Here is a 24841-nt window from a genome sequence, read left to right as displayed (position 1 = left end):
GAGACGGAAATCATCTCCATGGCTTTGGTGATCTTCTTCGTGCTTTCGAAGTTTTTGATCTTGCCGCGTATTTCCTTGCCAGTTGCCATATCAGTCTCCTTGTCTGTTACGAGGTGACCTCAAGCAAACGACTTTTTGAAGTCGGCAATAGCGGTGTTCAACTCTGCTTCAGCGTCCTTGTCCATGGCGCGTGCCGCTTCCAGCTTGGCCAGCAAGGCGGCGTTTTTGTCCTTGAGGTAGCCATGCAGGCCGTGCTCGAAAGCCAGCACCTTGTTGACGGCGACGTCATCAAGGTAACCTTTGTTGACGGCAAACAGCGTGGCACCCATCAGCGAGATCGGCAGCGGGCTGTATTGGGCCTGCTTGAGCAGTTCGGTCACGCGGGCACCGCGGTCGAGCTGCTTGCGGGTGGCTTCGTCCAGGTCGGATGCGAACTGCGCAAAGGCAGCCAGCTCACGGTACTGGGCGAGGTCGGTACGGATACCGCCGGACAGGTTCTTGATGAGCTTGGTTTGCGCTGCACCACCGACGCGGGACACCGAGATACCGGCGTTGATGGCGGGACGGATACCGGCGTTGAACAGGCTGGTTTCCAGGAAGATCTGGCCGTCGGTGATGGAAATCACGTTGGTCGGCACAAACGCAGACACGTCGCCAGCCTGGGTTTCAATGATCGGCAGCGCCGTCAGGGAACCGGTCTTGCCTGTGACTGCACCCTTGGTGAAGTCTTCGACATACTTGGCGTTGACACGAGCAGCACGCTCCAGCAGACGGCTGTGGAGGTAGAACACGTCGCCGGGGTAGGCTTCGCGGCCTGGCGGACGACGCAACAACAGGGACACCTGGCGATAAGCCACGGCCTGCTTGGAGAGGTCGTCATAAACGATCAGCGCGTCTTCACCGCGGTCGCGGAAGTATTCACCCATGGAGCAACCCGAGTAGGCTGCCACGTACTGCATGGCGGCAGACTCGGAGGCCGTGGCGGCCACCACAATGGTGTACTCCATGGCGCCAGCTTGCTCCAGTGAACGCACCACGTTTTTCACGCTGGAAGCCTTTTGGCCAATCGCAACGTAAACGCAGGTCATGTTCTGACCCTTCTGGTTGATGATGGCGTCGATGGCCACAGCCGTTTTACCGGTCTGGCGGTCACCAATGATCAACTCGCGCTGACCACGACCCACGGGAACCATGGAGTCAATGGACTTGAGACCGGTCTGCATGGGCTGGCTGACCGATTCGCGGGCAATCACGCCGGGTGCGACTTTTTCGATCACGTCGGTCATCTTGGCGTTGATCGGGCCTTTGCCGTCAATGGGCTGGCCCAGGGCGTTGACCACGCGGCCCTTGAGCTCGGGGCCGACCGGCACTTCCAGAATACGGCCGGTGCACTTGACCGTGTCGCCTTCGGAAATGTGCTCATATGAGCCCAAAATCACGGCGCCAACCGAGTCGCGCTCAAGGTTCAGCGCCAGGCCGTAACTGGGCTGGCCTTCGGCGTCGGCCGGGAATTCAAGCATTTCGCCCTGCATCACGTCGGAGAGGCCGTGGATGCGGCAAATACCGTCGGTGACGGAAACAACTGTGCCCTGGTTGCGGATGTCTGCCGTGGCAGACAAGCCTTCAATGCGGCTTTTGATCAGTTCAGAAATTTCTGCGGGATTGAGTTGCATGACTCTTTCCTTCTTTCATTAGTGAGGCCAACAGTTAAGGCAAAGCCTCAAACCGTCAAAGCCATTTTCATTTGTTCCAGACGCGCCTTGACAGAGGTGTCAAGAACTTCGTCACCCACGACCACCCTGATGCCGCCAATGAGCTCAGGCTGCAACTCAACAGACACATTGAGCTGACGTGCAAAACGCTTTTCAAGCATTTGCGACACTTCGGCCAGCGCGGCACCCTCAATCGGGAAGGCGCTGTAGATCACTGCGTCGCTGGAGCCGCTCTGGGCATTCACCAGTGCCCGAAACTGCGCAGCAATTTCCGGCACGAAGGCCAGGCGGTCGTTGGCAATCACGGTGCGGATGAAGTTTTGCGCACGGCTGTCCAGCACAGACTTCAAGACCCCCGTAATGACCTCATACACCTGCGCGTGGGTGGCCTTGGGGCTGTCAGCAAACTGCTGCAACTGGGCTTGCTGCGCCACGGAGGCCAGCTCGTCCAGCCATGTCAACACGGCTTTGGAGTCGGCTGCACTGGCTTTGAACAGGGCTTCAGCGTAGGGACGGGCAATAGTGGCAAGTTCAGCCATGTCGTTCTCTTAAAGCTCAGTCTTCAGACGAGACAAGAGGTCCGCATGCACGCCCGCATTGACTTCCTTGCGGAGAATCTGCTCGGCGCCCTTGACAGCCAGAGCCGCGACCTGCTCACGCAGGGATTCACGCGCCTTGACAGCCTGCTGCTCGGCTTCGGCTTTGGCGTTAGCAACAATCTTGTTGCCTTCGTCTGCAGCTTTGGCTTTGGCCTCTTCAATGATGAGTGTGGCACGACGCTCGGCATCAGCCAATCGTGCGGCCGTTTCGTTGCGCGAGGCGACCAGTTCGGCTTCAACACGCTGATTGGCGGAAGAAAGCTCGGACTTGGCCTTGTCGGCGGCAGCGAGACCATCGGCTATTTTCTGTGCCCGCTCGTCCAGTGCTTTTGCTATGGGCGGCCACACATATTTCATTGTGAACCACACCAGAATCGCAAAAACAACCGCCTGCAGGAACAGGGATGCGTTGATATTCACAACTTACTCCCTTTCAAGCGTGAAGGATTGGCCAAAATTAGATAGCGAAAGGCTTGGCAAATGCAAACAGCAGGGCAATGGCCACACCGATCAGGAAGGCGGCGTCAATCAGACCAGCCAAGATGAACATCTTGGTTTGCAGTTCATTCATGAGCTCAGGCTGGCGTGCCGAAGATTCGAGAAACTTGCCACCCATGAGCGCGATGCCGATCGAGGCACCCAAAGCGCCCAAACCAACGATGATGCCGCAAGCCAGTGCCACGAGGCCGAGAATGTTTTCCATGATTGCTCCTAAAAAGTACGGAAAAGAAAAAAAGAAAAAGAAAAAACGATCAGTGTGAATCGTGGGCCTGCCCCACGTAAATCAGCGTCAACATCATGAAGATGAAGGCTTGCAGCGTAATCACCAGAATGTGGAAAATGCTCCAGGCAGTTCCAGCAATCACTTGCCCGACACCCAGCCAAAACATTCCCTGAGCAGGATTGAATTGCCAGGCCCACGCGCCACCCATCAGGGCGATCAACATGAAAATCAACTCACCGGCAAACATGTTGCCGAACAACCGCATGCCGTGCGACACGGTCTTGGCGGCAAACTCAATCAACTGCATCAGGAAGTTGACAGGATAAAGGTAAACCTTGTCACCAAAGGGTGCCGCCACCAGTTCATGCGTCCAACCACCCAGACCCTTGATCTTGATGTTGTAAAACAGGCAAACCAGGAGCACACTGCAGGACATGCCCAGCGTCGTGGACAAATCAGCCGTGGGCACCACACGCATGTAATCCTTGTACCCCATGGCCGGACCCGCACTGTGCCAAATGGCCGGCAGGGCATCGACCGGAAGCATGTCCATGGCATTCATCAGGAAAATCCAGACAAACACCGTCAGAGCCAGGGGCGACACGAGCTTGCGGCTATTGGCATTGTGAATCACACCCCTGGCCTGTTTGTCCACCAGTTCAGCCAGAATTTCAACCGCCGCCTGGAAGCGCCCGGGCACGCCCGAAGTAGCCCTGGAGGCCGCGCGCCACAATAAAAAACAGGCCAGCACACCCAAGATGACGGAATAAAACAGGGAGTCAAGATTGAACAGACTGAAGTCAACCAAACCGGTCTGTTTCGCACCCTGAAATGAAAAGTCCATCTGCAAATGCTGCAAATGGTGCTGGATGTACTCCCCAGCATTCGGACCATGTGTTCCAGTGTTTTCAGCAGCAGCCATATGTCACCAATTAATCAATCATTAAAGCTTTGCAACCGATTTTTTGCGCCCCGAATGCAACCACATGGCCACCCAGTACACCTTCATCGTCACCACAAAACCAGCCAACAAGGCCAGCCAGTTCAATTCCAGAATCAGCCTTGGCGCAGCAAACAACATTGCCACCGTCAAGACCACCTTAACCATTTCCCAAACAAAAAATCCACCCAGCGCGGCGCTCGCATTTTGCACACCTTGCTGACGCTTCAGACCACGCAAAAAAACAAGCGCGGGAACCACCACAGCCAGCGCACCATAAGCCGCCGACCAAGCCGCAACAATCAAGCCAGTGACCAGCCAGGCCAACAAGGACACCAGCACACCAACCAGAACCTGAGCACCAAGCACCCGCCAGGGCGACACCTTGGGCATGGCTTGCTGCAGCGCCTTGGCTTCTTCTGCACTCAGCCTCTTGAAGTCTTCTTCTTCGGCATCATCTTCGATCGGCTCCCAAGACTTAAGCAAGGATTGTTTCCTCAAATAATTACAAGCAGGTTACGCCGACACTTGTAGCAAAGTCCGTCATTTTACTTAGAAACACGAGCAAAATTTCACAAGCCAGAACGATAATTGTCTCATGAGCCATCTGCCCCCCTCTCCTGATTCGCCACAACCTGAGTCGCTGATTACCTATCCCTCACTTTTTCCGATCAAGGTCATGGGCGCCAAAGTCGATGGCCTGGTGCACGCCATCACCCACATCGCCCGGCAGTTTGACCCCCAGTTTGATGCTGCCACGATTGAGTTGCGCGAAAGCAAGGGCGGCAAATACCTGGGCGTCACCATCACGGTCAACGCCACCAGCCGCGAACAGCTTGACGAGATTTACCGCACGCTGTCCACCCATCCGATGGTCAAGGTGGTGCTGTAGTCATGCCGATCAAGGTGGATTTTTTGGCCCGCGTGGACTACGAGCCGACCTACGCCGCGATGCAGAAATTCACCGCCGAGCGGACCGAAAGCACGCCCGACACCATATGGATTTGCGAGCACGCGCCGGTTTACACCCAGGGCCTGGCTGGCAAAAAGGAACACATCTTCAACCCTGGCGATATTCCCGTGGTGGCCACCAACCGGGGGGGCCAGGTGACCTACCACGGCCCGGGGCAGGTGGTGGCCTACCCGCTGCTGGACCTGAAGCGTGCGGGCTACTTTGTCAAAGAGTACGTTTACCGCATCGAGGAAGCCGTGATCCGAACGCTGCTGCACTTCGGCGTGACGGGTCACCGGGTCGCCGGCGCGCCAGGTATTTACGTCCGGCTGGACGACCCGGCCGGTCATGCGCTGCTGCCGCAGCGGCCCGTTAAATTGGGGTCGGATCCGGCCGCGCAGCGGAACGGCTCTGGCCCCAATTTCTCCGGCCTCGGCAAGATCGCCGCGTTGGGCATCAAGGTCAGCCGCAACTGCACTTACCACGGCGTGGCGCTCAACGTCGCCATGGACCTGGAACCCTACTCGCGTATCAACCCCTGCGGCTACGCCGGGCTGCAAACGGTCGACCTTTCTACAATGGGTGCTTTTGCGAGCTGGCAGGAAGTGGCTGAGGTATTCAGCCAGAAATTGACAAGTTATTTGGCTCCTTGAAGCGCCGAGCCAGATCCGTTGAAAACCAAGCACCTTCGTCGCGAGGGCGCGACTCCTACAAAGACATGAACACACCCAAAGAAACCATCACGGTGCGCGAACCCCAAAGCGCCGAAAACTACGACGCAAGCGCCAAGCAAAAATCAGCGGCCAAGCTGTCGCGTATCCCGGTGAAGGTGGTGCAGGGCGAAATTTTGCGCAAACCCGAATGGATTCGCGTCAAGGCGGGCTCACCCACCACCCGTTTTTATGAAATCAAGGACGTCCTGCGCAGCAACAAGCTGGTCACTGTGTGCGAGGAAGCCAGTTGCCCCAACATTGGCGAATGTTTTGGCAAGGGCACGGCCACCTTCATGATCATGGGCGACAAATGCACCCGGCGCTGCCCGTTTTGCGACGTCGGCCACGGCCGGCCCGACCCGCTCGATGTCAATGAGCCGGTCAACCTGGCCAACACCATTGCCCAGCTCAAGCTGAAATACGTGGTGATCACCAGCGTCGACCGCGACGACCTGCGCGACGGTGGTGCCGGGCATTTTGTGGCCTGTATCCAGAACATCCGCGACAAGTCGCCACAGACGCAAATCGAGGTGCTGGTGCCCGACTTTCGCGGCCGCGATGACCGCGCGCTCGACATCCTCAAGGCCGCACCGCCGGACGTGATGAACCACAACCTGGAAACCATTCCACGCCTGTACAAGGAAGCCCGCCCCGGCTCCGACTACCAGTTCAGCCTCAACCTGCTGAAGAAGTTCAAGGCGCTGTTTCCCGACGTGCCGACCAAAAGCGGCCTGATGGTGGGTCTGGGCGAAACCGACGACGAGATTCTGGAGGTCATGCGCGACATGCGCGCCCACGGCATCAACATGCTCACCATTGGCCAGTATCTGGCACCATCGGCCTCCCACCTCACGGTCAAGCGCTATGTGCACCCCGACGTGTTCAAGATGTTCGAGGCCAAGGCTTATGAAATGGGCTTCAGCCATGCCGCCGTCGGCGCCATGGTGCGCAGCAGCTACCACGCGGACGTTCAGGCGGGCCACGCCATGGGCCATACGGCTGCCTGAACACCCGACATGAACCTCTCGGCGCAGCCATCGGCCCGGGGGCGGGCCTCCACAAGATACCGGCGGCGGCGCCCTGTGGGAGCGGCGCCCTCGCCGCGATGACTTTGCCGTTCACGCTCTGACATTCCGACGCCGAGCCCTCTCCCATGCAAAGTCACTGGCACACCTCCAGCCTCTGGCTGGACCTGGCCTCGCTGGCGCAGCGTTGCGACACCGCCACCTACGCGCGTGGCATGGAGCTCTACCGCCACCAGCGGGTACTCTGTCTGTCGATCGAACCCCTGGCTGAAGAGTGGCTGCTGCTGGGCGAGGTTCAGGGCAGCGCACATCTGCCGTACCAAGTCTCCATCGAAGTCAAGCTCGGCCCCTACGGCCAGGTGCTGGCGTGGGACAGTGACTGCACCTGCCCGGTGGGCGAACAGTGCAAGCACGGCGTGGCGCTGATGATCAAGGCCGCCTACAAAGGCCAGCAAATTCTGGGCAACAGCACCTTCACGCCGAGCTTCAAGCCGCAAACAGAACAAGAACTGGCGGCCCAGCGCCAGGCCGACCTGGCGAGACGCCAGGCTGCCGCCCAACTTGAGGCCGAAAACCAGGTGATCCACTGGCTCGACGAGCTGGAGCGTGGCGGCACCAAAGCCCCCCTGACCGCCGGGCGTGGTGAACACAGCGAACGCCACGAGCAGTTTCTGTATCTGCTGAGGGTGATGTCGCCGCAAGGCCCCATGCCGCTGCTGACACTGGAAGCGGTGGTGTCCTACCCAAAGCTCCATGGCGGCTGGGCCAGGGCCAAGCCCGTCAAGACCCTGCCCAGCAGCGGCCAGCCGGTGTACGACGCTGCCACCGAGACCGACCACGACGTGCTGCAGCTGATGCGCACCATGCCGGGTGCGAACAGCAGCTACTTTTACAACTACGGCTTCACCGCACGCGTGACGCTGGACGGGAAATACGGCGTCCAGGCACTTGAATTGGCCGCCAGCACCGGGCGCCTGTTCATGGGTGACAAGCAAGGGCAACCGGCCGGTGCCGTGCAGTGGGGGCCAGCGCTGCAAGTGCACTGGCACTGGCATGAAGTCGACGCCAGCCAAGCCAGCGACAGCGCCTGGGCCTTGCGCGCCAGACTCGACCCCGCCACGGCCCAGCTGTGCCTGAATAAGCCGCCGCTCTACCTGGACAGCCAACGCGGTGTCTGCGGCCTGGCCGAAGTCAAGAACATGCGCATGGGCCAGCTGGCCGTGCTGATGAAAAGCCCACCGTTGAAGGCCTCGGCGCTGAAAAAGCACCAGGTAGCGCTGGCCGAGCGGCTCGGGCCGGTGCCCTTGCCACCCATGCTGGAGCCGCTGGAAACCCTGACCGGCATCACCCCCCAAGCCTGTCTGCACCTGGCCCCCGTGGCACCAGCCGAGCTAGCCGAATTGGGTCTGGTGCAGGCCACGCTGCGCTTTGACTACGCCGGCCACCGCGGCTGGTGGGTGGGCCAGGGTGCCACGGTGATGCTTGACGACGCGGGCGGGCGCAAGCTGCTGCAGCGCGACCCGCCGGCCGAGCTGGAAGCGATCACCAGCTTGCTGCAACTGGGCCTCAAGGCCACGGGCCCTGGCGTGTTTGGCATTACCGGCCAGGCGTCCCAGCAAACCTGGCTGCATTGGGCCGATTCCGGCTACGCACCGCTGCGCGAGGCCGGCTTTGAGGTGACACTGGACGCGGCGCTTAACGGCTGGATCCAGCACGGCGAGGCACTGGACGTGCGCCTGCAAGCACAGGGGGAAGATGAAGCCAGCTCGCCTTGGTTCGATTTGTCACTGGGCATGGAGATCAACGGCGAACGCCACAACATCCTGCCTTTTTTGCCTGAACTGCTCCAGGTCGCAGCGCGCAGCCCGCGCGATGCAGCCACCGGCCTGCCCGCACTTCCGCCCTTCGTTTACCTGCCCGCGCCCGCGGGCGGCTTCATCCGCCTGCCCACCGACCACCTGAAACCCTGGTTGGGCGCCTTGCTGGAGCTGGTGGGCGATCGCGACCATGACTTTGCGGGCGAGAGCCTGAAACTCTCGCGCCTGGATGCCATGCGCACCACCGCCGCTTTAGGCGAAGGCGCGGTCTGGCAGGGCGCGCACCACCTGCGCGAAATGGTGCAGCGCCTCAGCGGCCGTGCTGAATTGCCCGAAGTGCTGCCGCCGCAGAGCGTCAACGCCTCACTGCGCCCCTACCAGCAGCAGGGGGTGAACTGGCTGCAGTTTTTGCGCGAATACGGCCTGGCCGGCATTCTGGCCGACGACATGGGCCTGGGCAAAACGCTGCAAACGCTGGTGCACATCCAGATCGAAAAAGACGCCGGCCGCCTGACCCAGCCGGCGCTGATCATTGCGCCGGTGAGCCTGATGGGCAACTGGCAGCGCGAAGCCGAGCGTTTTTGTCCCGGGCTGCGCAGCCTGGTCATTCACGGCAAGGACCGCCACGAGGTCATCGACAGCATGGCCGATCACGACATCGTCATCGCCCCCTATTCATTGCTGCACCGTGACCGCAAGCACTGGTTGGGCGCCCACTGGCACCTGGTGGTGCTGGACGAGGCGCAAAACATCAAGAACGCCAGCACCAACGCCGCCCAGGTGGCGAGCGAGCTCAAAAGCAGGCACCGCCTGTGCCTGTCGGGCACGCCGATGGAAAACCACCTGGGTGAGATCTGGAGCCTGTTCCACTTTTTGATGCCCGGTTTCCTGGGCAGCCAGAAACACTTTGCCGAACTGTTTCGCCATCCCATCGAAAAGCAGGGCGACCCCGAGGCGCTGCAGCGACTGCGTGCTCGCGTCACGCCGTTCATGCTGCGCCGTACCAAGGCGCTGGTGGCCCATGAACTGCCGCCCAAGGTGGAAACCGTGATGCGCGTCGAACTCTTGGGCAAGCAGGCGGATCTTTACGAGACCATCCGTCTGGGCATGGAAAAGACCGTGCGCGAAGCGCTCGACGCCAAGGGCCTGGCCAAGTCGCAGATCACCATTCTGGATGCGCTGCTGAAACTGCGCCAGGTCTGCTGCGACCCGCATTTGCTCAAGCTCGACGCGGCCAAAAAGGTCAAGACCTCTGCCAAGCTGGAGCAGCTCATGGAAATGCTGCCCGAAATGCTGAGCGAAGGGCGGCGCATCCTGCTGTTTTCCCAATTCACCAGCATGCTGACCCTGATCGAGGCCGAGCTGCAAAAGCGCGGCATCAAGTGGGCCAAGCTCACCGGCCAAAGCCAGAAACGCGACGAACTCATCGACCAGTTCACCAGCGGCGCGGTGCCGCTGTTCCTGATCAGCCTGAAGGCGGGTGGCACGGGGCTGAACCTGCCGCAGGCCGACACCGTGATCCACTACGACCCCTGGTGGAACCCGGCGGTTGAGGCCCAGGCCACAGGCCGCGCCCACCGCATCGGCCAGGCCAACAGTGTGTGGGTGGTGAAGCTGGTGGCGCAAGGTACCATCGAAGAACGCATTCTGGCGCTGCAGGAACGCAAGGCCGCCCTAGCCGAGAACATGTACAGCGGCGCGGTCGGGCGCAAGCAGCCGCTGTTTTCCGAGGCCGATCTGGCGGAACTGCTCAAGCCACTGTCGACGTGAACCCCCTCACGGTCGTCAGACAAGCCATGACTTGTACAAAAAAAATATACTAATCTATTTTTCCCATAACCTATTGATTTCAAAAGAGTTTCCTGGTTTTATGGCAGAAACAGCCGCCCATCTGTATAAAACCAATGTACTTTCCGACTTTTTGAGCACGCTTCAGATTTCAAGAACCGCCTGGAAATTTACGCAACTCATTGATAAACAAGGATTTTTTTCAATATTTTCAAGTTGGCACGACCTATGCTTAAAGCTAAGCAGTCTGAACCCAATTGAACTTAAAGGAGAAATATCATGAGTGCACTGCGTAAAGTCCTGGTCGTCGATGATGACGCTGTAGTCGGCAAAAGCTTCAACCGTGTTTTGTCGAGCAAAGGTTATGTTGTCACGACTGCCCAGAATGCCCACGAAGCCCTGAAACAGATTCGTGAGCAGGAGTTTGATGTCGTCTTCACCGACATCAAGATGCCCGGTATGGATGGTGTTGAACTGGCTGAACGGGTCAAGTCCAGCCGCCCCTGGACACCGGTGGTCATCATCACCGGCTTTGGCACGAGCGAAAACGAATCGCGCGCCAAGGCGGCAGGCGTCTCGGATTTCATGCGCAAGCCCTTGTCGCCCGAGATGATCGAGGCCAGTGCCGCCAAGGCGATGTCAGCCCCGGGGCTGTCAATCGTTGAAACACCAGAACCCGGTTCCAGTGCAGCACAGCCAGTTGTAGCTATTGAAGAGCAACATGGCTTCAAGCGCCTGGCACTGGCCTTGGCAGCACCGTTCATCGGTCTGGCTTATGCGGTGTTGCTGCCCCTGTTCGGCTTGGCCATGCTGGCCTGGTTTGGCGGCAAGGCCCTGGTGCAATCGCAGGCTGCAAAACATGCCCCCACCTACCTGAAGAATGTGGCGCTGTTCTTTGCGGCCCCGTTCATCGGCTTGGTTTATGCCGTGTCGCTTCCTTTGGTTGGCTTCTCGATGCTGGCCTGGTCGGCAGGCAAGGCCATGATGGCCAACCCGAAAGGGCGCAAGCTACTGACTACCCTGGCCCCCGCAGGCAAGCTGGTCGCGGCCCCCTTCATCGGCCTGGCTTATGCGGTGATCATGCCACTCGTTGGAATTGCCATGTTGCTCGGAATGGGCGCCCAAGCGCTGCTTGCCACCAACCGAACCGCTGAATAAGCACTCGGACCCGCCAGGGTCCTTCACAGCGCCCTCCGTCAAACGAGGGCGCTTTTTTATGGGTTTTGCGCAGGTCGGGCAAAACCAGCCTCAACCCACGCCACCGCGCTGTTGCGCTTGAGCTTGAACGAAGCCGCCACGCGCACTTCGGCCAGCAGTTCATCGCCCTCGTCTTTGGCGCTCAGCATGGCGTAGGGGTTGTCTTCATCGGGCACGATGTCCAGACACACGGTAACCCGGGTCGCTCCGGCGCTGACGGTAATGCTCTGGTGCAGGGCTGCGTGTAATTGCTGCTCGCTGCGGCGGACGAACTCACGGGCGGTTTTAACCAGCGTGCTGAAGGCGTTGCCGTCCAGCGGTTTGGGGTTCTTCTTGTCGCGCCCCATGGTCCAGGGGCCGACCAGCGCCGGTTCAGCTTCGGCGCCCTTGAACATGGCCACGGCCCAACCGTCGTCGTCTTCGTTTTTGATGACCCGGGCGGTCCAGCCGTCACCTCGCCACAAGCGCGGTTCCTGGATTTTTTCAGCAAATTCGGTCATGCCCGAAAACGCTTGCGCGTGAGCGCCAGAGCGACCCAAAAACCACCGACAGCATACAGCGACAGCACCAGCAGCGGGCGCAGCCAGTCGGCAGGCCACTGGTCCATGAACAGCGGGCGCACCAGCGCCACCGCATTGGTCAGGGGCAGCCAATGTGAAATCTCTCGCACCACGGCGGGCAACTGTTCCAGCGGAAAGAAGATGCCGCTCAGGAACATCATCGGCGTCAAAAACAGCGTGAAGTAATAGGTGAAAAAGTCATAGCCCTTGGCCAGTGCGTTGAAGATCAGCGCCACGCAACTGAAGGTGATGCCCACGCCCAGCAGCACCGGCCAGGCCACCAGCAGTTTGGGGCTGTAGCTGATGCCCAGGCCCAGCATCACGCCCAGGATGGCGGTCACGGTAAAGACCGCCTTGAAAGCGGCCCAAAGCATTTCGGCCATCACGATGTCGTCCAGATTGACCGGCGCATTCATGATGCCGTCCCAGGTCTTTTGCACATGCATGCGCGAAAACGCCGAGTACAGCGCCTCAAAACTGGCGGCATTCATGGCGCTCATGCAGATCGAGCCGCTGGCCAGAAACAAAATGTAGGGCACCTGCACGCCGTCCACCGAAATGCTGCCCACCAGCGCGCCCATGCCGTAACCAAAGGCCACCAGCCACATCAGCGGTTCGGCAATGTTGCCAACCAGGCTCGGAATGGCCAGCTTTTTCCAGACCAGCCAATTGCGCCGGAACACCGGCCACCAGCGCATGGAAAGCGCAGGTGCACGCCAAGGCGATGGATTGATGGTGGTGCTCATGCGTCCTCCCGAATTTGGCGACCGGTCAACTTGAGGAACAAATCCTCCAGGTTGGCCGGGCGGTGCAGCGTGCGCAACTGCGGATAGGCGGCCAGCGCCTGCAGCAGCGGCTTGGCATCCTGGGTGTAGAAAAACACGGTTTCGCCACTCACCTCGACCCGCGCCGCCATGGTCTTGAGCGGTGCATCCGCCAGCGCCAGCGCGCCACTGCCATAGACCTCGACCACATCGGGTTCCAGGTACTGCCTGATAAGCTCACGCGGCGCGCCTTCGGCAATTTTTTTGCCGTGGTCCACCACCAGCAAGCGGTGGCACAGGCGCTCGGCCTCGTCCATGAAGTGGGTGGTCAGCAAAATCGACTTGCCTTGCTGCAGCAGCAGTTGCAGGCGCTCCCACATCAGATGGCGCGCCTGCGGGTCGAGGCCGGTGGTGGGCTCATCAAGCAACAACAGGCGCGGGTTGTTAACCAGTGCGCGCGCCAGGCTCAAGCGGCGTTTCATGCCGCCCGACAACTCGCCAGGTTTGGCATTGGCTTTGCTGGTCAACGACGCAAACTCCAGCAAGGACGGGATGCGCTCCCGAATCTGCGCGTCTTTCAGGCCGAAATAGCGCCCGTACACCAGCAGGTTTTCGGCGCAATTGAAGTCCGGGTCCAGCGTGTCCATCTGGCTCACCACCCCCAGCTGCGCCTTGATGGCCAGCGCGTCGCGCGGCATTTGCCGGCCAAAAGCCGTCACCGTGCCCTCATCGGGCGCCGTTAGCCCTAAGCACATGCGGATGGTGGTGGTTTTGCCAGCGCCGTTGGGGCCGATCACGCCCAGGCATTCGCCGGGTGCAATGGCAAAAGACAGGTCGCTGACCACCGTGGCATCGCCGTAGCGTTTGACCAGGTTTTGAACAGAGAGAATGGATTCAGGCATGGGCAGAATTGTCGCCGAGCGGAACGCGCTATGACAATGATCAAGACCGAAGACCTGCAATTTGACGATCATCTCGCCAGATAGACGGTTTGAATAGAATCAAAAAAACGCCTTTTACTCAACCCACCTGGACGCGACCACGCGTAAATCCCATGACCACCATCGGCACCCCCCTGTCCCCCAACGCCACCCGCGTCATGCTGCTGGGCAGCGGCGAACTGGGCAAGGAAGTCATCATTGCGCTGCAGCGCCTGGGCGTGGAAACCATTGCCGTGGACCGTTATGACAACGCACCGGGCCAGCAGGTGGCGCACCACGCGCGCACCGTGGTGATGAGCGATCCGGCCTTGCTGAGGGAACTGATCGAAGAGGAAAAACCCGACCTGGTGGTGCCCGAAATTGAAGCCATCGCCACCCCCATGCTTGAAGTGCTGGAGGCCACCGGACTGGTGCGCGTGATCCCCACCGCCCGCGCCGCGCGCCTGACCATGGACCGCGAAGGCATCCGCCGCCTCGCCGCCGAAACCCTGGGCCTGCCGACCAGCCCCTACCGGTTTTGCGATTCGCTGGCCGAGTTGCAGGCCGCCATCCACGACGGCATTGGCTACCCCTGCATCGTCAAGCCGGTGATGAGTTCATCGGGCAAAGGCCAGAGCAAACTTGAGCGTCCGGCCGACGTGCAGCCCGCCTGGGACCACGCCATGGCCGGTGGCCGCGTCAGCCATGGCCGCGTGATTGTGGAGGGCTTCATCGACTTCGACTACGAGATCACCCTGCTCACGGTGCGCGCCAAGGGCGCCGACGGCCAGATTGAAACCCATTTTTGCGAGCCCGTGGGCCACGTGCAGGTCCAGGGCGACTATGTGGAAAGCTGGCAGCCGCACCCGATGCACCCGGCGGCGCTGGCCAAAGCGCAGCAAATTGCCAAAACCGTCACCGGCAACCTCGGCATTGAGTTGGATGGCCAGGCCTCGGGACTGGGAATTTTCGGGGTCGAACTGTTCGTCAAGGGTGACCAGGTCTGGTTCAGCGAGGTCTCGCCGCGCCCGCACGACACCGGTCTGGTCACGCTCACCACCCAATGGCAAAGCGAGTTCGAGCTGCATGCCCGCGCCATCCTGGGCCTGCCGGTCAACACCGCCTTGCGCAACCCCGGCGCCAGCGCCGTGATTTATGGTGACATCGACGCCACGGGCATCGTCTTTGACGGTGTCGATGAGGCGCTGCGCGTGCCCGGCACCGACATCCGCCTGTTTGGAAAACCCGAGAGCTTCGTCAAGCGCCGCATGGGCGTGGCGCTGGCGGCACACGCCAACATGGAACAGGCGCGCGTCAACGCCAAGCTGGCGGCATCCAAGGTCAAGCCGCGCGTGGCCTGACCTGAACCACACGCACGCAAACAGCTTGGGCGAAGCTGTCCATAAGGTCACTTCGACAGCAACTCGGCCAACGCCAGCACGCCAATGGCTTCCACCCCCTCACTCACTGGAAAACGATCCTGACCAGAGTGAACAACAAAGCGCTTGACGGGCTTCAGATCGTCGCAGGCCTCGTAAAAGCCCCGGCCTGGCCTGGCCGCATGGCTGCGCTTGACTTCGATCGCCCACCTTTCACCACCTGGCAGTTCCAGCAGCAAATCAATTTCCGCGCCGCCCGCGGTGCGGTAAAACCCCGGCACGGTAAAGGGTGGCGCAGCGTTGATCAGGTTTTCGATCACAAAGCCCTCCCAGCTGGCCCCCACCACCGGGTGCCCGAGCAATGCGTTGCGGTCTTCAATGTTGAGCAAGGCATGCAGCAGCCCGCTGTCGCGGATGTACACCTTGGGCGATTTCACCAGGCGTTTGCCTACATTGATGTGGTACGGCTGCAAGCGGCGCACCAGCAACAAATCAACCTGCAAATCGGTGTACCGGCCGACTGTCTGACTGCTGACCTCCAGCCCCGCAGCCAGGCGTGATGCGCTGATCAAACCGCCCTGGTTGTGCGCCAACATGGTCCAGAAGCGGCGCAAGGTTTCAGCCGGAACACGCGCGCCAAACATGGGCACATCATGCTCAAGGTAGGTCCGCACCAGGTCTTTGCGCCAGCCCAGGCTGCCCTGATCATCGGGGGCCAAAAAACTGTCAGGAAAGCCACCGCGCACCCACAAGGCTTCCAGCGATTGGACGGGCACTTCCAGCACACGAAGCGGCGTCATATCGACATAACTGATGCGCTCGGCCAGGCTCTCGCCGCTTTGGCGCATCAAGTCAAGCTAGGCAGAGCCCAACAACAAAAACCGGCCGGTGCGTACCCCACGGCGGCGGCCCTGGTCGATCAGGCCACGAAGCGTCAAAAACAGGTCAGGTACCCGGTGGATTTCGTCCAGAATCACCAACCGGTCTTCATACGCACCCAAAAAGACCGCCGCATTGCTCAGCTTGTCACGGTCCTGGCTATCTTCCAGGTCCAGGTACAGCGCGTTTTGCGCCTCACCCAGTTGCAGAGCCAAGGTTGTTTTGCCCACCTGACGCGGGCCAATGAGCGCCACGGACGCTTGCCGCGACAGGGCTTGATCTACAGTTTGAAAGGCTTTTCGGGCTAACATTGATGCAGATTCACCATGGCATGGAGAATTTGCAAAGATAAATAGCAAAATCTACTGGAACGCCACCTCGGCAAAGCTGCGCAACTTGCGGCTATGGAGCTGATCGATGCCTTGTTCGCGCAGCAACTCCAGCGCCCGGATACCGATGCGCAGGTGCTGGTCCACGCGCTCACGGTAAAAATGGTTGGCCATGCCGGGCAGCTTGATCTCGCCGTGCAGCGGCTTGTCGCTGACACACAGCAGGGTGCCATAAGGCACGCGAAACCGGAAGCCGTTGGCGGCGATGGTGGCGCTCTCCATGTCGAGCGCCACCGCGCGGCTCTGACTGAAACGGCGTTGCGGGCCGTTATCGGGCAGCAGCTCCCAGTTGCGGTTGTCGGTGCTGGCCACGGTGCCGGTACGCATGATGTGTTTGAGCTCCTGCCCCTTGAGCTGCGTCACCTGCGACACGGCAGACGCCAGCGCCACCTGGATTTCAGCCAATGCCGGGACCGGCACCCACAGCGGCAGCTCTTCGTCCAGCACATGGTCTTCGCGCACATAACCATGCGCCAGCACGTAGTCGCCCAGCTGCTGGCTGCTGCGCAGGCCGGCGCAATGGCCCAGCATGATCCAGGCGTGTGGCCGCAGCACGGCGATGTGGTCGGTGATGGTTTTGGCATTGGCCGGGCCAACGCCAATGTTGACCATGCTGATGCCGCTGCCATCAGCGCGCACCAGGTGGTAGGCGGGCATTTGCGGCAGCCGGGGTAAAGGCTTGGCGCCTGACCCCAGTTTTCCCAGGCCAGACACCTTGGGCGTGACAACATTGCCCGGTTCGACAAAGGCCACATAGTCGCTGGCGGGGTCCTGCATCGCTGCATGGCCCAGACGGACAAATTCGTCAATGTAGAACTGGTAGTTGGTGAACAGCACAAAATTCTGGAAATGCTCGGGCCCGGTGCCGGTGTAATGGCGCAGGCGCTGCAGTGAATAGTCCACCCGGGGCGCAGTGAACAGTGACAGCGGTTGCGGCTCGCCGGGCTTGGGCTCAAAGGTGCCGTTGGCAATGCCGTCGTCCATGGCGGCCAGGTCGGGCAGGTCAAACACATCGCGCATCAGCTGGCGCCGCTGCGGACTCAGGCTGCCTTCCACATGGCCGTCCTCAGCAAAAGAAAAATGCACCGGTATCGGCTGGTTGCTGGTACCCACCTCCAATTCAACGCCATGGTTGTCCAGCAGCAGGGTGAACTGCTCCAGGTAGTAGCGGGCATAAAGGTCGGGACGGGTCAGGGTGGTCTCGAAGCGGCCGGCTCCGGCCACAAAACCATAGCTCAGGCGCGCCGACTGGCTGGATGCCTGTCGCCTCACGGTGTCGGTCTGCACCCGCACAAATGGGTAACAGGCGCGCACGTGACCCGGCAAGTCTTCACCCGCCACATAGCGCTGCATGGCCTGGCGCAAGTGGGCAATGCTGTTGTCGTAAATCAGCCGGGCCTGCGCCAGGGCAGCGGCCGGGTCGGTAAAGCGCATGGGCGCGATGAAGGCGGGCAGATAGGACATGTGCTGATTGTTCCACGCCTCGGTGACACGGATGCGACTGGGCATTTTTCAAAACTGCCATACTCTGTGCCCAAGAATCCGATCAGAACCCCGTCATGCTGAAATTTACCTGTTGCAATGAAGTCCGCCAGTTTTCCGATGTCTCCCAAGCTCAGTTGCTGCGCGGGATTCAGCGCGGTTATGAGCGCGAATGCCTGCGCATTGACCGCCATGGTCAGCTCGCCAAATCACCCCACCCTCTGGCGCTGGGCTCCAAACTGACCCACCCCTGGATCACCACCGACTACGCCGAGGCGCTGCTGGAGTTCATCACTCCGCCGTCCAGCGCGCCTGGCTTTCCGCTGGAATTTTTGACCGATATCCACCGTTTCAGCGCCCAGCAGCTCGAAGGCGAGTTGCTCTGGGCCGGCTCCATGCCCTGCAAGATTGGTCTTGACGCCGACATTGCCATTGCCGACTACGGCAGCACCAATGCCGCGCGCTTCAAGATGGTGTACCGCGAAGGCCTGGGGCTGCGCTATGGCCGCGCCATGCAAACCATTGCCGGGGCGCACTACAACTGGTCGCTGCCGCAGGAATTTTGGCTCAGCCTGCGCGACTGCTGCGGCGGCGCGCCCGACTTGCAGGACTTCATCGACCAGCGCAGCTTTGGTCTGATCCGCAACTTTTTGCGCTATGGCTGGCTGGTGCCCTACCTGTTTGGCGCCTCGCCAGCGCTGTGCCGGTCGTTCCTGCAAGGACACCCCAGTGATTTGACCGAACTGGTGGCCGGCACCCTGCACGGCGCCTATGCCACCAGCCTGCGCATGAGCGACCTGGGTTACCAGAACCACGCGCAAGACAAGCTCAACATCCACTTCAACTCGCTGGCCGAATACACCGACGGCCTGGAAGCGGCCATTCGCACGCCAGACCCCTACTACGCCGAGCTCGGCGTGCGTGATGGTGCCCACTGGAAGCAGCTCAGCGACAGCCTGCTGCAGCTGGAAGCCGAGTTTTATGCGCCCATGCGGCCCAAGCGCATCGCCCCCAACGGCGAGCGCCCGGCCAAGGCGCTGCGCACGCTGGGCGTGCAATACCTTGAAATGCGGCTATTTGACCTGAACCCGTTCATTGACATCGGCATTGCGCCCGAGCAAAGCCTGTTTGCCGACGTGCTGATGCTGATGTGCCTGTTTCGCGCCAGCCCGCCCATCACCAGCCGCGAGCAAAGTGAAAACGACGAAAACAAGCGCCGCGTGGTCACGCGCGGCCGACAACCCGGCCTGCAACTGCTGGTGCACAACCGCGAGCAGCCGCTGCGCGCCCTGGCACATGAGTTGTTTGACGACATGGCGCCGTTTGCCGCCATGCTTGACACAGCTTACGGTGGCCAGCGCTACCAGCAGGCCATGCAAGACCTGCGCCTGCGCATTGACGAGCCCGAACGCACGCCGTCGGCCCAGGTGCTGGATGCCATCAAACGGCACGGCGGCTACTTCAACTTTGCCTTCGAGATGTCAAAAACCCACACCCAAAGCCTGCAAGCCAGCGCCCTGCCCGCCAACACCCTGGCCGAGTTCAAGACCAGCGTGCAGCAGTCCTTGGGCGCGCAGCAGCAGCTGGACGCCGCGCCGCAAGAGCCGTTTGAGAATTTTGTCGCGGCTTACTTTGCCTGATTGCCGCAGATAAAACCGTCACTGCGAGGCGCGCCAGCGGCGTGGCAGTCCATGCATTTGGATTCCCTGGATTTCCGCGCTTCGCTCGCAATCACGATAATCCTGCCATGACAAACACCACCTCCCTGGCTTTCAACACCCTGCCGCTCAACCCCGCCACGCTGGACAACCTGCAACAACTGGGCTACCTGGCCATGACCCCGATTCAGGCAGCCAGCCTGCCGACCGCGCTGGCCGGACGAGACCTGATCGCCCAGGCCCAGACCGGCAGCGGCAAGACCGCCGCCTTTGGCCTGGCCTTGCTGGAGCGGCTGAACCCGCGCCGCTTTGCCGTGCAGGCGCTGGTGCTGTGCCCCACGCGCGAGCTGGCCGACCAGGTAGCGGTGGAAGTGCGCCGACTGGCGCGCGCACTGGACAACATCAAGGTGGTCACCTTGTGCGGTGGCGTGGCGCTGCGCGGCCAGCGTGCTTCTCTTGAAAACGGCGCCCACATTGTGGTCGGTACGCCCGGACGCGTGATGGACCATCTGGCGCGTGGCTACCTGACGCTGGACGCGCTCAGCACGCTGGTACTTGATGAAGCCGACCGCATGCTCGACATGGGCTTTCTCGACGACATCGTCACCGTCACCAAACAGTGTCCGCCCGAGCGCCAGACGCTGCTGTTTTCTGCCACTTACCCCGAGGGCATCGAGAAGCTGGCCAAGCAGTTCATGCGCACGCCCGAGCAGATCACTGTGGCCGACCGTGCCGAAAAAAGCCTGATCGAGCAACGCTTTTACGAGGTCACCCGACCCACCCGGTTTGAGGTGGTGGCCAAGCTGCTGAACCACTTTCGCCCGGTCAGCACGCTGGCGTTCTGCAACACCAAACAGCAATGCAAGGACCTCGTGAGCTACCTGCAAGACCAGGGTTTCAGCGCGCTGGCGCTGTACGGCGAACTGGAGCAGCGCGAGCGCGACCAGGTGCTGGCGCAGTTTGCCAACCGCAGCACATCCGTGCTGGTGGCCACCGACGTGGCTTCACGCGGCATCGACATCAAGGAACTCAGTGCGGTGATCAATGTCGACATCACGCCCGACCCCGAAGTCCATGTGCACCGCATCGGGCGCACCGGACGCGCTGGCGAGTCGGGCCTGGCACTGAGCCTGGCTGCCATGTATGAAATGGGCGCCGTCGGCAAGATCGAGCAATACCAGCAGCAGCCGTCCACCTGGCACAAGCTCGACGAACTCACCCCGACCGGCTCCGGTCCGCTGCAGCCGCCCATGGTGACCCTGCAGATCCTGGGGGGCCGCAAGGAAAAAATCCGTCCTGGCGACGTGCTGGGCGCCCTGACGGCCGATGCCGGCTTCAGCCGGGAACAGATCGGCAAGATTGTGGTGACCGAGTTCACCACCTTCGTCGCGGTGCAACGCGACATTGCCAAAGAAGCCCTGCAAAAGCTCAATGCCGGCAAGGTCAAGGGCAAAAGTGTCAGGGTGCGGCTGATCTAGCGCCAAGTGCGGGATAATCTTTCCTTTTTTACATTCACCCACTGGAGTCCACTCATGGCCAAAGAATTCCGCACCGAAGCCGACCGCAAAGCCACCCCCCGTCCCGTCGCCCCCAAAGGCGTTTGTTTTACCGCCCCGCACGGCCAGATGCGCAGCCTGGAGCGTGGCGTGGCCACCAACAACAAAAAGAACCCCGGCAAGCGCTGCAAAAAAGGCGGTTGATCCCGCGTGGCCGCTTTGACGGCACCATGAGAAAACGGCCCAGATGGGCCGTTTTCTCATTCTGGCCCTGCCTCTGTGGGAGGACAGCCTTCGAGCCGAAGGCGGGCCTGGGGGCATTCACGGCGAGGGCGCCGCTCCCACAGGGCGCCCGCTCCCACAGGGTGCCGCTCATACAAAACTGCCGCGGCTCGCGGTGACACACTGTTTACATATTGCGCCGATACTGCCCCCCGACCTCAAACAGCGCATTGGTGATCTGGCCCAGCGAACACACGCGCACCGCGTCCATCAGCACCTCAAACACATTCTGGTTGTCGATCACCGCCTGTTGCAGGCGTTTGAGCATGGCTGGCGCTTGATCTGCGTGGCGGGCATGGAAATCGGCCAGGCGTGCCAGCTGGCTCTGCTTTTCTTCTTCGGTGCTGCGCGCCAGCTCCAGCTTGTCAAGTACCGCATCACCATGCGGGTTGCGGAAGGTGTTGACGCCGATGATGGGCAGCTCACCCGTGTGCTTGAGCATTTCATAGTGCATCGATTCGTCCTGGATCTTGCCGCGCTGGTAGCCGGTTTCCATGGCGCCCAGCACGCCGCCGCGCTCGGTGATGCGCTCAAACTCCAGCAACACGGCTTCTTCGACCAGTTCGGTCAGTTCTTCGATGACGAAGGCACCCTGTGACGGGTTTTCGTTCTTGGCCAGACCCCACTCGCGGTTGATGATGAGCTGGATCGCCATGGCGCGGCGCACCGAGTCTTCGGTGGGCGTGGTGATGGCTTCGTCAAAGGCGTTGGTGTGCAGGCTGTTGCAGTTGTCGTAAATGGCGATCAGTGCCTGCAGCGTGGTGCGGATGTCGTTGAACTGGATCTCCTGCGCGTGCAGGCTGCGCCCCGATGTCTGGATGTGGTATTTCAGCTTCTGGCTGCGCTCGTTGGCACCGTATTTTTCCTTCATCGCCACCGCCCAGATGCGCCGCGCCACCCGGCCCATCACGGTGTACTCGGGGTCCATGCCATTGCTGAAGAAGAAGCTCAGGTTGGGCGCAAAGTCGTCGATGTGCATGCCGCGCGCCAGATAGGCTTCAACAAAGGTGAAGCCGTTGGACAGCGTGAACGCCAGCTGGCTGATCGGGTTGGCGCCGGCTTCGGCAATGTGGTAGCCGGAAATGGACACACTGTAGAAGTTGCGCACGTTGTGGTGCACGAAGTAGCTGGCGATGTCGCCCATCACCTTGAGGCTGAATTCGGTGGAGAAGATGCAGGTGTTCTGGCCCTGGTCTTCTTTCAGGATGTCGGCCTGCACCGTGCCGCGCACGTTGGCCAACACCCATTCACGGATTTTCTGGGCTTCGGTATCGGTCGGTTCGCGGCCGTTGTCGGCCACAAACTTTGCCAGGTTCTGGTCAATGGCGGCGTTCATGAACATGGCCAGAATGCTCGGTGCCGGGCCGTTGATGGTCATGCTCACGCTGGTGGCCGGGTTGCACAAATCAAAGCCGTCGTAGAGCACTTTCAGGTCGTCCAGCGTGGCTATCGAGACACCGCTGTTGCCGACCTTGCCGTAAATGTCGGGCCGCGGGTCGGGGTCGTTGCCGTACAGCGTGACCGAATCAAAGGCGGTCGAGAGGCGCTTGGCCGCCATGCCCGAGCTGAGCAGTTTGAAGCGTTTGTTGGTACGAAACGGGTCGCCCTCGCCGGCGAACATGCGCGTCGGGTCTTCGCCTTCACGCTTGAAGGCAAAGGTGCCGGCGGTATAGGGGTAGCTGCCAGGCACGTTGTCGAGCATCAACCACTTGAGAATTTCACCGTGATCCTCGTATTGCGGCAGGCAAACCTTACGAATGGTGGTGCCGCTCAGGCTTTTGGTGGTGAGCGCGGTGCGCAGTTCCTTGTCGCGGATCTTGACCACGTATTCGTCACCGGCGTAGGCGGCCTGCATGGCGGGCCACTGTGCCAGCAACTTGGCGCACGCGGGGTCTTGCGTACCTTGCCGTTCCTGCGCGAGTTGCATCACGGTGCCGTAAGCACCCGGCTTGCTGGTACCGTCCTTGCATGGGTCGTGCGCCAGCAGCATGCGTGCCGACTCGGTGAGCTGCTGGATTTCCCGCGCCAGTCGCGCCTGGGCGCGTGCCCTGGTCTTGTAGCCACGCACGGTGTCGCTAATTTCGGCCAGGTAGCGGGTGCGCGCGGCGGGCAGCACCGGGGTCTGGTTGGTGCTGTGGCGCACGGCCACTTTGGGCAGGCTGCCTTCGTTCACCGGCAGGCCAAGCTCGGCCAGACGCACTTTCAGTGCCTGGTAGAGCGCGGTGACGCCGTCGTCGTTGAAACGTGCGGCCATGGTGCCAAACACCGGCATCTGTTCGGTGGGCGTGGTCCAGGCTTCCTTGTTGCGCTGCACCTGCTTGGCCACGTCGCGCAGGGCGTCGCTGGCACCTTTGCGGTCAAACTTGTTGATGGCCACAAACTCGGCAAAGTCCAGCATGTCGATTTTTTCGAGCTGGCTGGCGGCGCCAAATTCGGGTGTCATGACGTACATGGGCACATCCACATGCGGCACGATGGCCGCATCCCCCTGGCCAATGCCCGAGGTCTCGACGATGATGAGATCAAAATTGGCCACCTTGCAGGCCGCAATCACGTCGGGCAGCGCTGCGCTGATTTCCGAACCGAAGTCGCGTGTGGCCAGGCTGCGCATGAAGACGCGCTGGCCGGTATCGCCGCCGGGTAGCGCGGCGGCCGTGGATCGCCAGGGGTTGATGGCGTTCATGCGGATGCGGTCGCCCAGTAAAGCACCACCGCTCTTGCGCCGCGACGGGTCGATCGAGATCACGGCCACGCGCAGGCTGTCGTTCTGGTCGAGGCGCAGGCGGCGGATCAGCTCGTCGGTCAGGCTGGACTTGCCCGCGCCACCCGTGCCAGTAATGCCCAGCACCGGGATTTTTTTGGTGGCCGCGAGGGCCTTGATGTTCTGGGTAAGCGCCTGGACCGGCCCGGACAGCGCGGCTTTGGCCTGGCCGCCAGCGACTTCGTTCTCGAGCCCGGTGATGAGTTGCGCCAGCGCACGCCAGGCCAGCTCGGTGTGGCCCTGGATGGCCTCAATGGATTGGGGCGCGTATTGCGTCAGGTCCTTGTCGCAGCGCCTGACCATGTCACCGATCATGCCGGCCAGGCCCATGCGCTGGCCGTCTTCGGGGCTGTAAATGCGGGCCACGCCGTAGTCCATCAGCTCCTTGATCTCAGCAGGCACGATCACACCGCCACCGCCACCAAACACCTGGATGTGCGCGCCGCCCCGGCTTTTGAGCAAATCAACCATGTATTTGAAATACTCCACGTGGCCGCCCTGGTAGGAGCTCAAGGCAATACCCTGCGCATCTTCCTGCAAGGCCGCCGTGACAACTTCCTCAACGCTGCGGTTGTGCCCCAGGTGAATCACCTCGGCGCCCATGCTTTGCAAAATGCGGCGCATGATGTTGATGGCCGCATCATGGCCGTCAAACAGGCTGGCAGCGGTGACAAAACGCACCTTGTTGACAGGGCGGTAGTTGGCTAGGGCCTTGAAGTCGGCGGACAGGTCGGTCATGGGATGTCTCCAGGGGGCAATTTATAAATTTCAAAACCAACGATCAGACAATAAAACGCTGACTTG

General features: G+C 61.0%; 22 protein-coding genes and 1 pseudogene. 9 read left to right on the top strand and 14 right to left on the bottom strand.

Annotated features, from left to right (window positions below; translation table 11 throughout):
- The 7 genes and pseudogenes from NDJ10_RS13865 to NDJ10_RS13835 form a co-directional block, all read right to left on the bottom strand.
- Positions 1–89 (bottom strand): annotated as a pseudogene (locus NDJ10_RS13865) (F0F1 ATP synthase subunit gamma); the annotation flags it as partial.
- 30 nt (positions 90–119) lie between these two features.
- Positions 120–1673, bottom strand: a complete 1554-nt coding sequence (gene atpA / locus NDJ10_RS13860) for a F0F1 ATP synthase subunit alpha (RefSeq protein WP_296163311.1) — start codon at positions 1671–1673, stop codon at positions 120–122.
- A 47-nt stretch (positions 1674–1720) separates the two neighbouring features.
- Positions 1721–2251: a F0F1 ATP synthase subunit delta gene (locus NDJ10_RS13855; protein ID WP_296163309.1), complete on the bottom strand. Its 531-nt coding sequence runs from the start codon at positions 2249–2251 to the stop codon at positions 1721–1723.
- A 9-nt stretch (positions 2252–2260) separates the two neighbouring features.
- Positions 2261–2731 carry a F0F1 ATP synthase subunit B gene (locus NDJ10_RS13850; protein WP_296163307.1) on the bottom strand — a complete coding sequence of 157 codons (471 nt, stop codon included), beginning with the start codon at positions 2729–2731 and terminating at the stop codon, positions 2261–2263.
- A gap of 37 nt (positions 2732–2768) precedes the next feature.
- Positions 2769–3014 carry a F0F1 ATP synthase subunit C gene (atpE, locus tag NDJ10_RS13845; protein WP_011462445.1) on the bottom strand — a complete coding sequence of 82 codons (246 nt, stop codon included), beginning with the start codon at positions 3012–3014 and terminating at the stop codon, positions 2769–2771.
- Positions 3015–3063: 49 nt separating this feature from the next.
- The gene (atpB, locus tag NDJ10_RS13840; protein WP_296163299.1) at positions 3064–3957 is read right to left on the bottom strand and encodes a F0F1 ATP synthase subunit A; all 894 of its coding nucleotides are present in this window, start codon (positions 3955–3957) and stop codon (positions 3064–3066) included.
- 21 nt (positions 3958–3978) lie between these two features.
- Complete coding sequence (locus NDJ10_RS13835) at positions 3979–4461, bottom strand: ATP synthase subunit I (RefSeq protein WP_296163297.1); 483 nt, start codon at positions 4459–4461, stop codon at positions 3979–3981.
- 112 nt (positions 4462–4573) lie between these two features.
- Here NDJ10_RS13835 and NDJ10_RS13830 point away from each other — a divergent pair, with 112 nt between their 5' ends.
- The 5 genes from NDJ10_RS13830 to NDJ10_RS13810 all read left to right on the top strand — a co-directional run bounded on the left by NDJ10_RS13830 (position 4574) and on the right by NDJ10_RS13810 (position 11428).
- Entirely contained in the window at positions 4574–4867 is a 294-nt protein-coding gene (locus NDJ10_RS13830) for a DUF493 family protein (protein ID WP_296163294.1), read from the top strand.
- A 2-nt stretch (positions 4868–4869) separates the two neighbouring features.
- On the top strand, positions 4870–5580 hold the full coding sequence (lipB, locus tag NDJ10_RS13825; RefSeq protein ID WP_296163291.1) for a lipoyl(octanoyl) transferase LipB: 711 nt from the start codon (positions 4870–4872) through the stop codon (positions 5578–5580).
- 65 nt (positions 5581–5645) lie between these two features.
- Positions 5646–6647 carry a lipoyl synthase gene (gene lipA, locus NDJ10_RS13820; RefSeq protein ID WP_296163289.1) on the top strand — a complete coding sequence of 334 codons (1002 nt, stop codon included), beginning with the start codon at positions 5646–5648 and terminating at the stop codon, positions 6645–6647.
- Positions 6648–6793: 146 nt separating this feature from the next.
- On the top strand, positions 6794–10252 hold the full coding sequence (locus NDJ10_RS13815) for a DEAD/DEAH box helicase (protein WP_296163287.1): 3459 nt from the start codon (positions 6794–6796) through the stop codon (positions 10250–10252).
- A gap of 297 nt (positions 10253–10549) precedes the next feature.
- Positions 10550–11428: a response regulator gene (locus tag NDJ10_RS13810; RefSeq protein WP_296163285.1), complete on the top strand. Its 879-nt coding sequence runs from the start codon at positions 10550–10552 to the stop codon at positions 11426–11428.
- Between the two features lie 56 nt (positions 11429–11484).
- Here the strand turns inward: NDJ10_RS13810 and NDJ10_RS13805 are convergent, their stop codons facing one another.
- From NDJ10_RS13805 to NDJ10_RS13795, 3 genes are read right to left on the bottom strand one after another with little or no spacing between them, the layout of a single operon-like run.
- Positions 11485–11967, bottom strand: coding sequence for a hypothetical protein (locus NDJ10_RS13805; protein ID WP_296163284.1), 483 nt, complete (start codon positions 11965–11967; stop codon positions 11485–11487).
- Positions 11964–12773 (bottom strand): ABC transporter permease, encoded by an 810-nt coding sequence (locus NDJ10_RS13800; protein WP_296163281.1) that lies wholly within the window; start codon positions 12771–12773, stop codon positions 11964–11966. Before NDJ10_RS13800 ends, NDJ10_RS13805 begins: the two co-directional genes overlap by 4 nt.
- Complete coding sequence (locus NDJ10_RS13795; RefSeq protein ID WP_296163278.1) at positions 12770–13693, bottom strand: ATP-binding cassette domain-containing protein; 924 nt, start codon at positions 13691–13693, stop codon at positions 12770–12772. The genes NDJ10_RS13800 and NDJ10_RS13795 overlap by 4 nt, the downstream gene beginning before the upstream one ends.
- 152 nt (positions 13694–13845) lie before the next feature.
- Between NDJ10_RS13795 and purT the strand changes: the two genes are divergently transcribed.
- Positions 13846–15072, top strand: coding sequence for a formate-dependent phosphoribosylglycinamide formyltransferase (purT, locus tag NDJ10_RS13790; RefSeq protein ID WP_296163276.1), 1227 nt, complete (start codon positions 13846–13848; stop codon positions 15070–15072).
- A gap of 47 nt (positions 15073–15119) precedes the next feature.
- Here purT and NDJ10_RS13785 read toward each other — a convergent pair whose 3' ends face one another.
- Genes NDJ10_RS13785 through NDJ10_RS13775 form a run of 3 tightly spaced genes read right to left on the bottom strand, consistent with a single transcriptional unit; the run spans position 15120 to position 17822 of the window.
- Entirely contained in the window at positions 15120–15938 is an 819-nt protein-coding gene (locus NDJ10_RS13785; RefSeq protein ID WP_296163274.1) for a DUF4143 domain-containing protein, read from the bottom strand.
- 9 nt (positions 15939–15947) lie between these two features.
- Positions 15948–16280 carry an AAA family ATPase gene (locus tag NDJ10_RS13780; RefSeq protein WP_296163272.1) on the bottom strand — a complete coding sequence of 111 codons (333 nt, stop codon included), beginning with the start codon at positions 16278–16280 and terminating at the stop codon, positions 15948–15950.
- 51 nt (positions 16281–16331) lie between these two features.
- Positions 16332–17822, bottom strand: coding sequence for an AMP nucleosidase (locus tag NDJ10_RS13775; protein WP_296163315.1), 1491 nt, complete (start codon positions 17820–17822; stop codon positions 16332–16334).
- Between the two features lie 95 nt (positions 17823–17917).
- Between NDJ10_RS13775 and gshA the strand changes: the two genes are divergently transcribed.
- The 3 genes from gshA to NDJ10_RS13760 all read left to right on the top strand — a co-directional run bounded on the left by gshA (position 17918) and on the right by NDJ10_RS13760 (position 21198).
- Entirely contained in the window at positions 17918–19480 is a 1563-nt protein-coding gene (gshA, locus tag NDJ10_RS13770) for a glutamate--cysteine ligase (protein WP_296163270.1), read from the top strand.
- Between the two features lie 107 nt (positions 19481–19587).
- Positions 19588–20976, top strand: coding sequence for an ATP-dependent RNA helicase DbpA (gene dbpA, locus NDJ10_RS13765; protein WP_296163268.1), 1389 nt, complete (start codon positions 19588–19590; stop codon positions 20974–20976).
- A gap of 54 nt (positions 20977–21030) precedes the next feature.
- Positions 21031–21198 (top strand): hypothetical protein, encoded by a 168-nt coding sequence (locus NDJ10_RS13760; protein ID WP_296163265.1) that lies wholly within the window; start codon positions 21031–21033, stop codon positions 21196–21198.
- 205 nt (positions 21199–21403) lie between these two features.
- On the opposite strand, the gene icmF is transcribed toward NDJ10_RS13760, so the two are convergent.
- The gene (icmF, locus tag NDJ10_RS13755) at positions 21404–24775 is read right to left on the bottom strand and encodes a fused isobutyryl-CoA mutase/GTPase IcmF (RefSeq protein WP_296163263.1); all 3372 of its coding nucleotides are present in this window, start codon (positions 24773–24775) and stop codon (positions 21404–21406) included.
- Between the last annotated feature and the right edge of the window lie 66 nt (positions 24776–24841).

The sequence above is a fragment of the Rhodoferax sp. genome, assembly GCF_023700745.1.
Classification (GTDB): Bacteria; Pseudomonadota; Gammaproteobacteria; order Burkholderiales; family Burkholderiaceae_C; genus Rhodoferax.
The sequence above is the reverse complement of the archived record's forward strand: the minus strand, read 5'-3'. Positions and strand labels throughout refer to the sequence as shown.

What these genes read in the sequence shown, in the direction of transcription:
- atpA (WP_296163311.1), bottom strand. Translation starts at nt 1,673, where the DNA reads ATGCAACTCAATCCCGCAGAAATTTCTGAACTGATCAAAAGCCGCATT.
- NDJ10_RS13855 (WP_296163309.1), bottom strand. Translation starts at nt 2,251, where the DNA reads ATGGCTGAACTTGCCACTATTGCCCGTCCCTACGCTGAAGCCCTGTTC.
- atpE (WP_011462445.1), bottom strand. Translation starts at nt 3,014, where the DNA reads ATGGAAAACATTCTCGGCCTCGTGGCACTGGCTTGCGGCATCATCGTT.
- atpB (WP_296163299.1), bottom strand. Translation starts at nt 3,957, where the DNA reads ATGGCTGCTGCTGAAAACACTGGAACACATGGTCCGAATGCTGGGGAG.
- NDJ10_RS13830 (WP_296163294.1), top strand. Translation starts at nt 4,574, where the DNA reads ATGAGCCATCTGCCCCCCTCTCCTGATTCGCCACAACCTGAGTCGCTG.
- lipB (WP_296163291.1), top strand. Translation starts at nt 4,870, where the DNA reads ATGCCGATCAAGGTGGATTTTTTGGCCCGCGTGGACTACGAGCCGACC.
- lipA (WP_296163289.1), top strand. Translation starts at nt 5,646, where the DNA reads ATGAACACACCCAAAGAAACCATCACGGTGCGCGAACCCCAAAGCGCC.
- NDJ10_RS13815 (WP_296163287.1), top strand. Translation starts at nt 6,794, where the DNA reads ATGCAAAGTCACTGGCACACCTCCAGCCTCTGGCTGGACCTGGCCTCG.
- NDJ10_RS13810 (WP_296163285.1), top strand. Translation starts at nt 10,550, where the DNA reads ATGAGTGCACTGCGTAAAGTCCTGGTCGTCGATGATGACGCTGTAGTC.
- NDJ10_RS13805 (WP_296163284.1), bottom strand. Translation starts at nt 11,967, where the DNA reads ATGACCGAATTTGCTGAAAAAATCCAGGAACCGCGCTTGTGGCGAGGT.
- NDJ10_RS13800 (WP_296163281.1), bottom strand. Translation starts at nt 12,773, where the DNA reads ATGAGCACCACCATCAATCCATCGCCTTGGCGTGCACCTGCGCTTTCC.
- NDJ10_RS13795 (WP_296163278.1), bottom strand. Translation starts at nt 13,693, where the DNA reads ATGCCTGAATCCATTCTCTCTGTTCAAAACCTGGTCAAACGCTACGGC.
- purT (WP_296163276.1), top strand. Translation starts at nt 13,846, where the DNA reads ATGACCACCATCGGCACCCCCCTGTCCCCCAACGCCACCCGCGTCATG.
- NDJ10_RS13785 (WP_296163274.1), bottom strand. Translation starts at nt 15,938, where the DNA reads ATGCGCCAAAGCGGCGAGAGCCTGGCCGAGCGCATCAGTTATGTCGAT.
- NDJ10_RS13780 (WP_296163272.1), bottom strand. Translation starts at nt 16,280, where the DNA reads ATGTTAGCCCGAAAAGCCTTTCAAACTGTAGATCAAGCCCTGTCGCGG.
- NDJ10_RS13775 (WP_296163315.1), bottom strand. Translation starts at nt 17,822, where the DNA reads ATGTCCTATCTGCCCGCCTTCATCGCGCCCATGCGCTTTACCGACCCG.
- gshA (WP_296163270.1), top strand. Translation starts at nt 17,918, where the DNA reads ATGCTGAAATTTACCTGTTGCAATGAAGTCCGCCAGTTTTCCGATGTC.
- dbpA (WP_296163268.1), top strand. Translation starts at nt 19,588, where the DNA reads ATGACAAACACCACCTCCCTGGCTTTCAACACCCTGCCGCTCAACCCC.
- NDJ10_RS13760 (WP_296163265.1), top strand. Translation starts at nt 21,031, where the DNA reads ATGGCCAAAGAATTCCGCACCGAAGCCGACCGCAAAGCCACCCCCCGT.
- icmF (WP_296163263.1), bottom strand. Translation starts at nt 24,775, where the DNA reads ATGACCGACCTGTCCGCCGACTTCAAGGCCCTAGCCAACTACCGCCCT.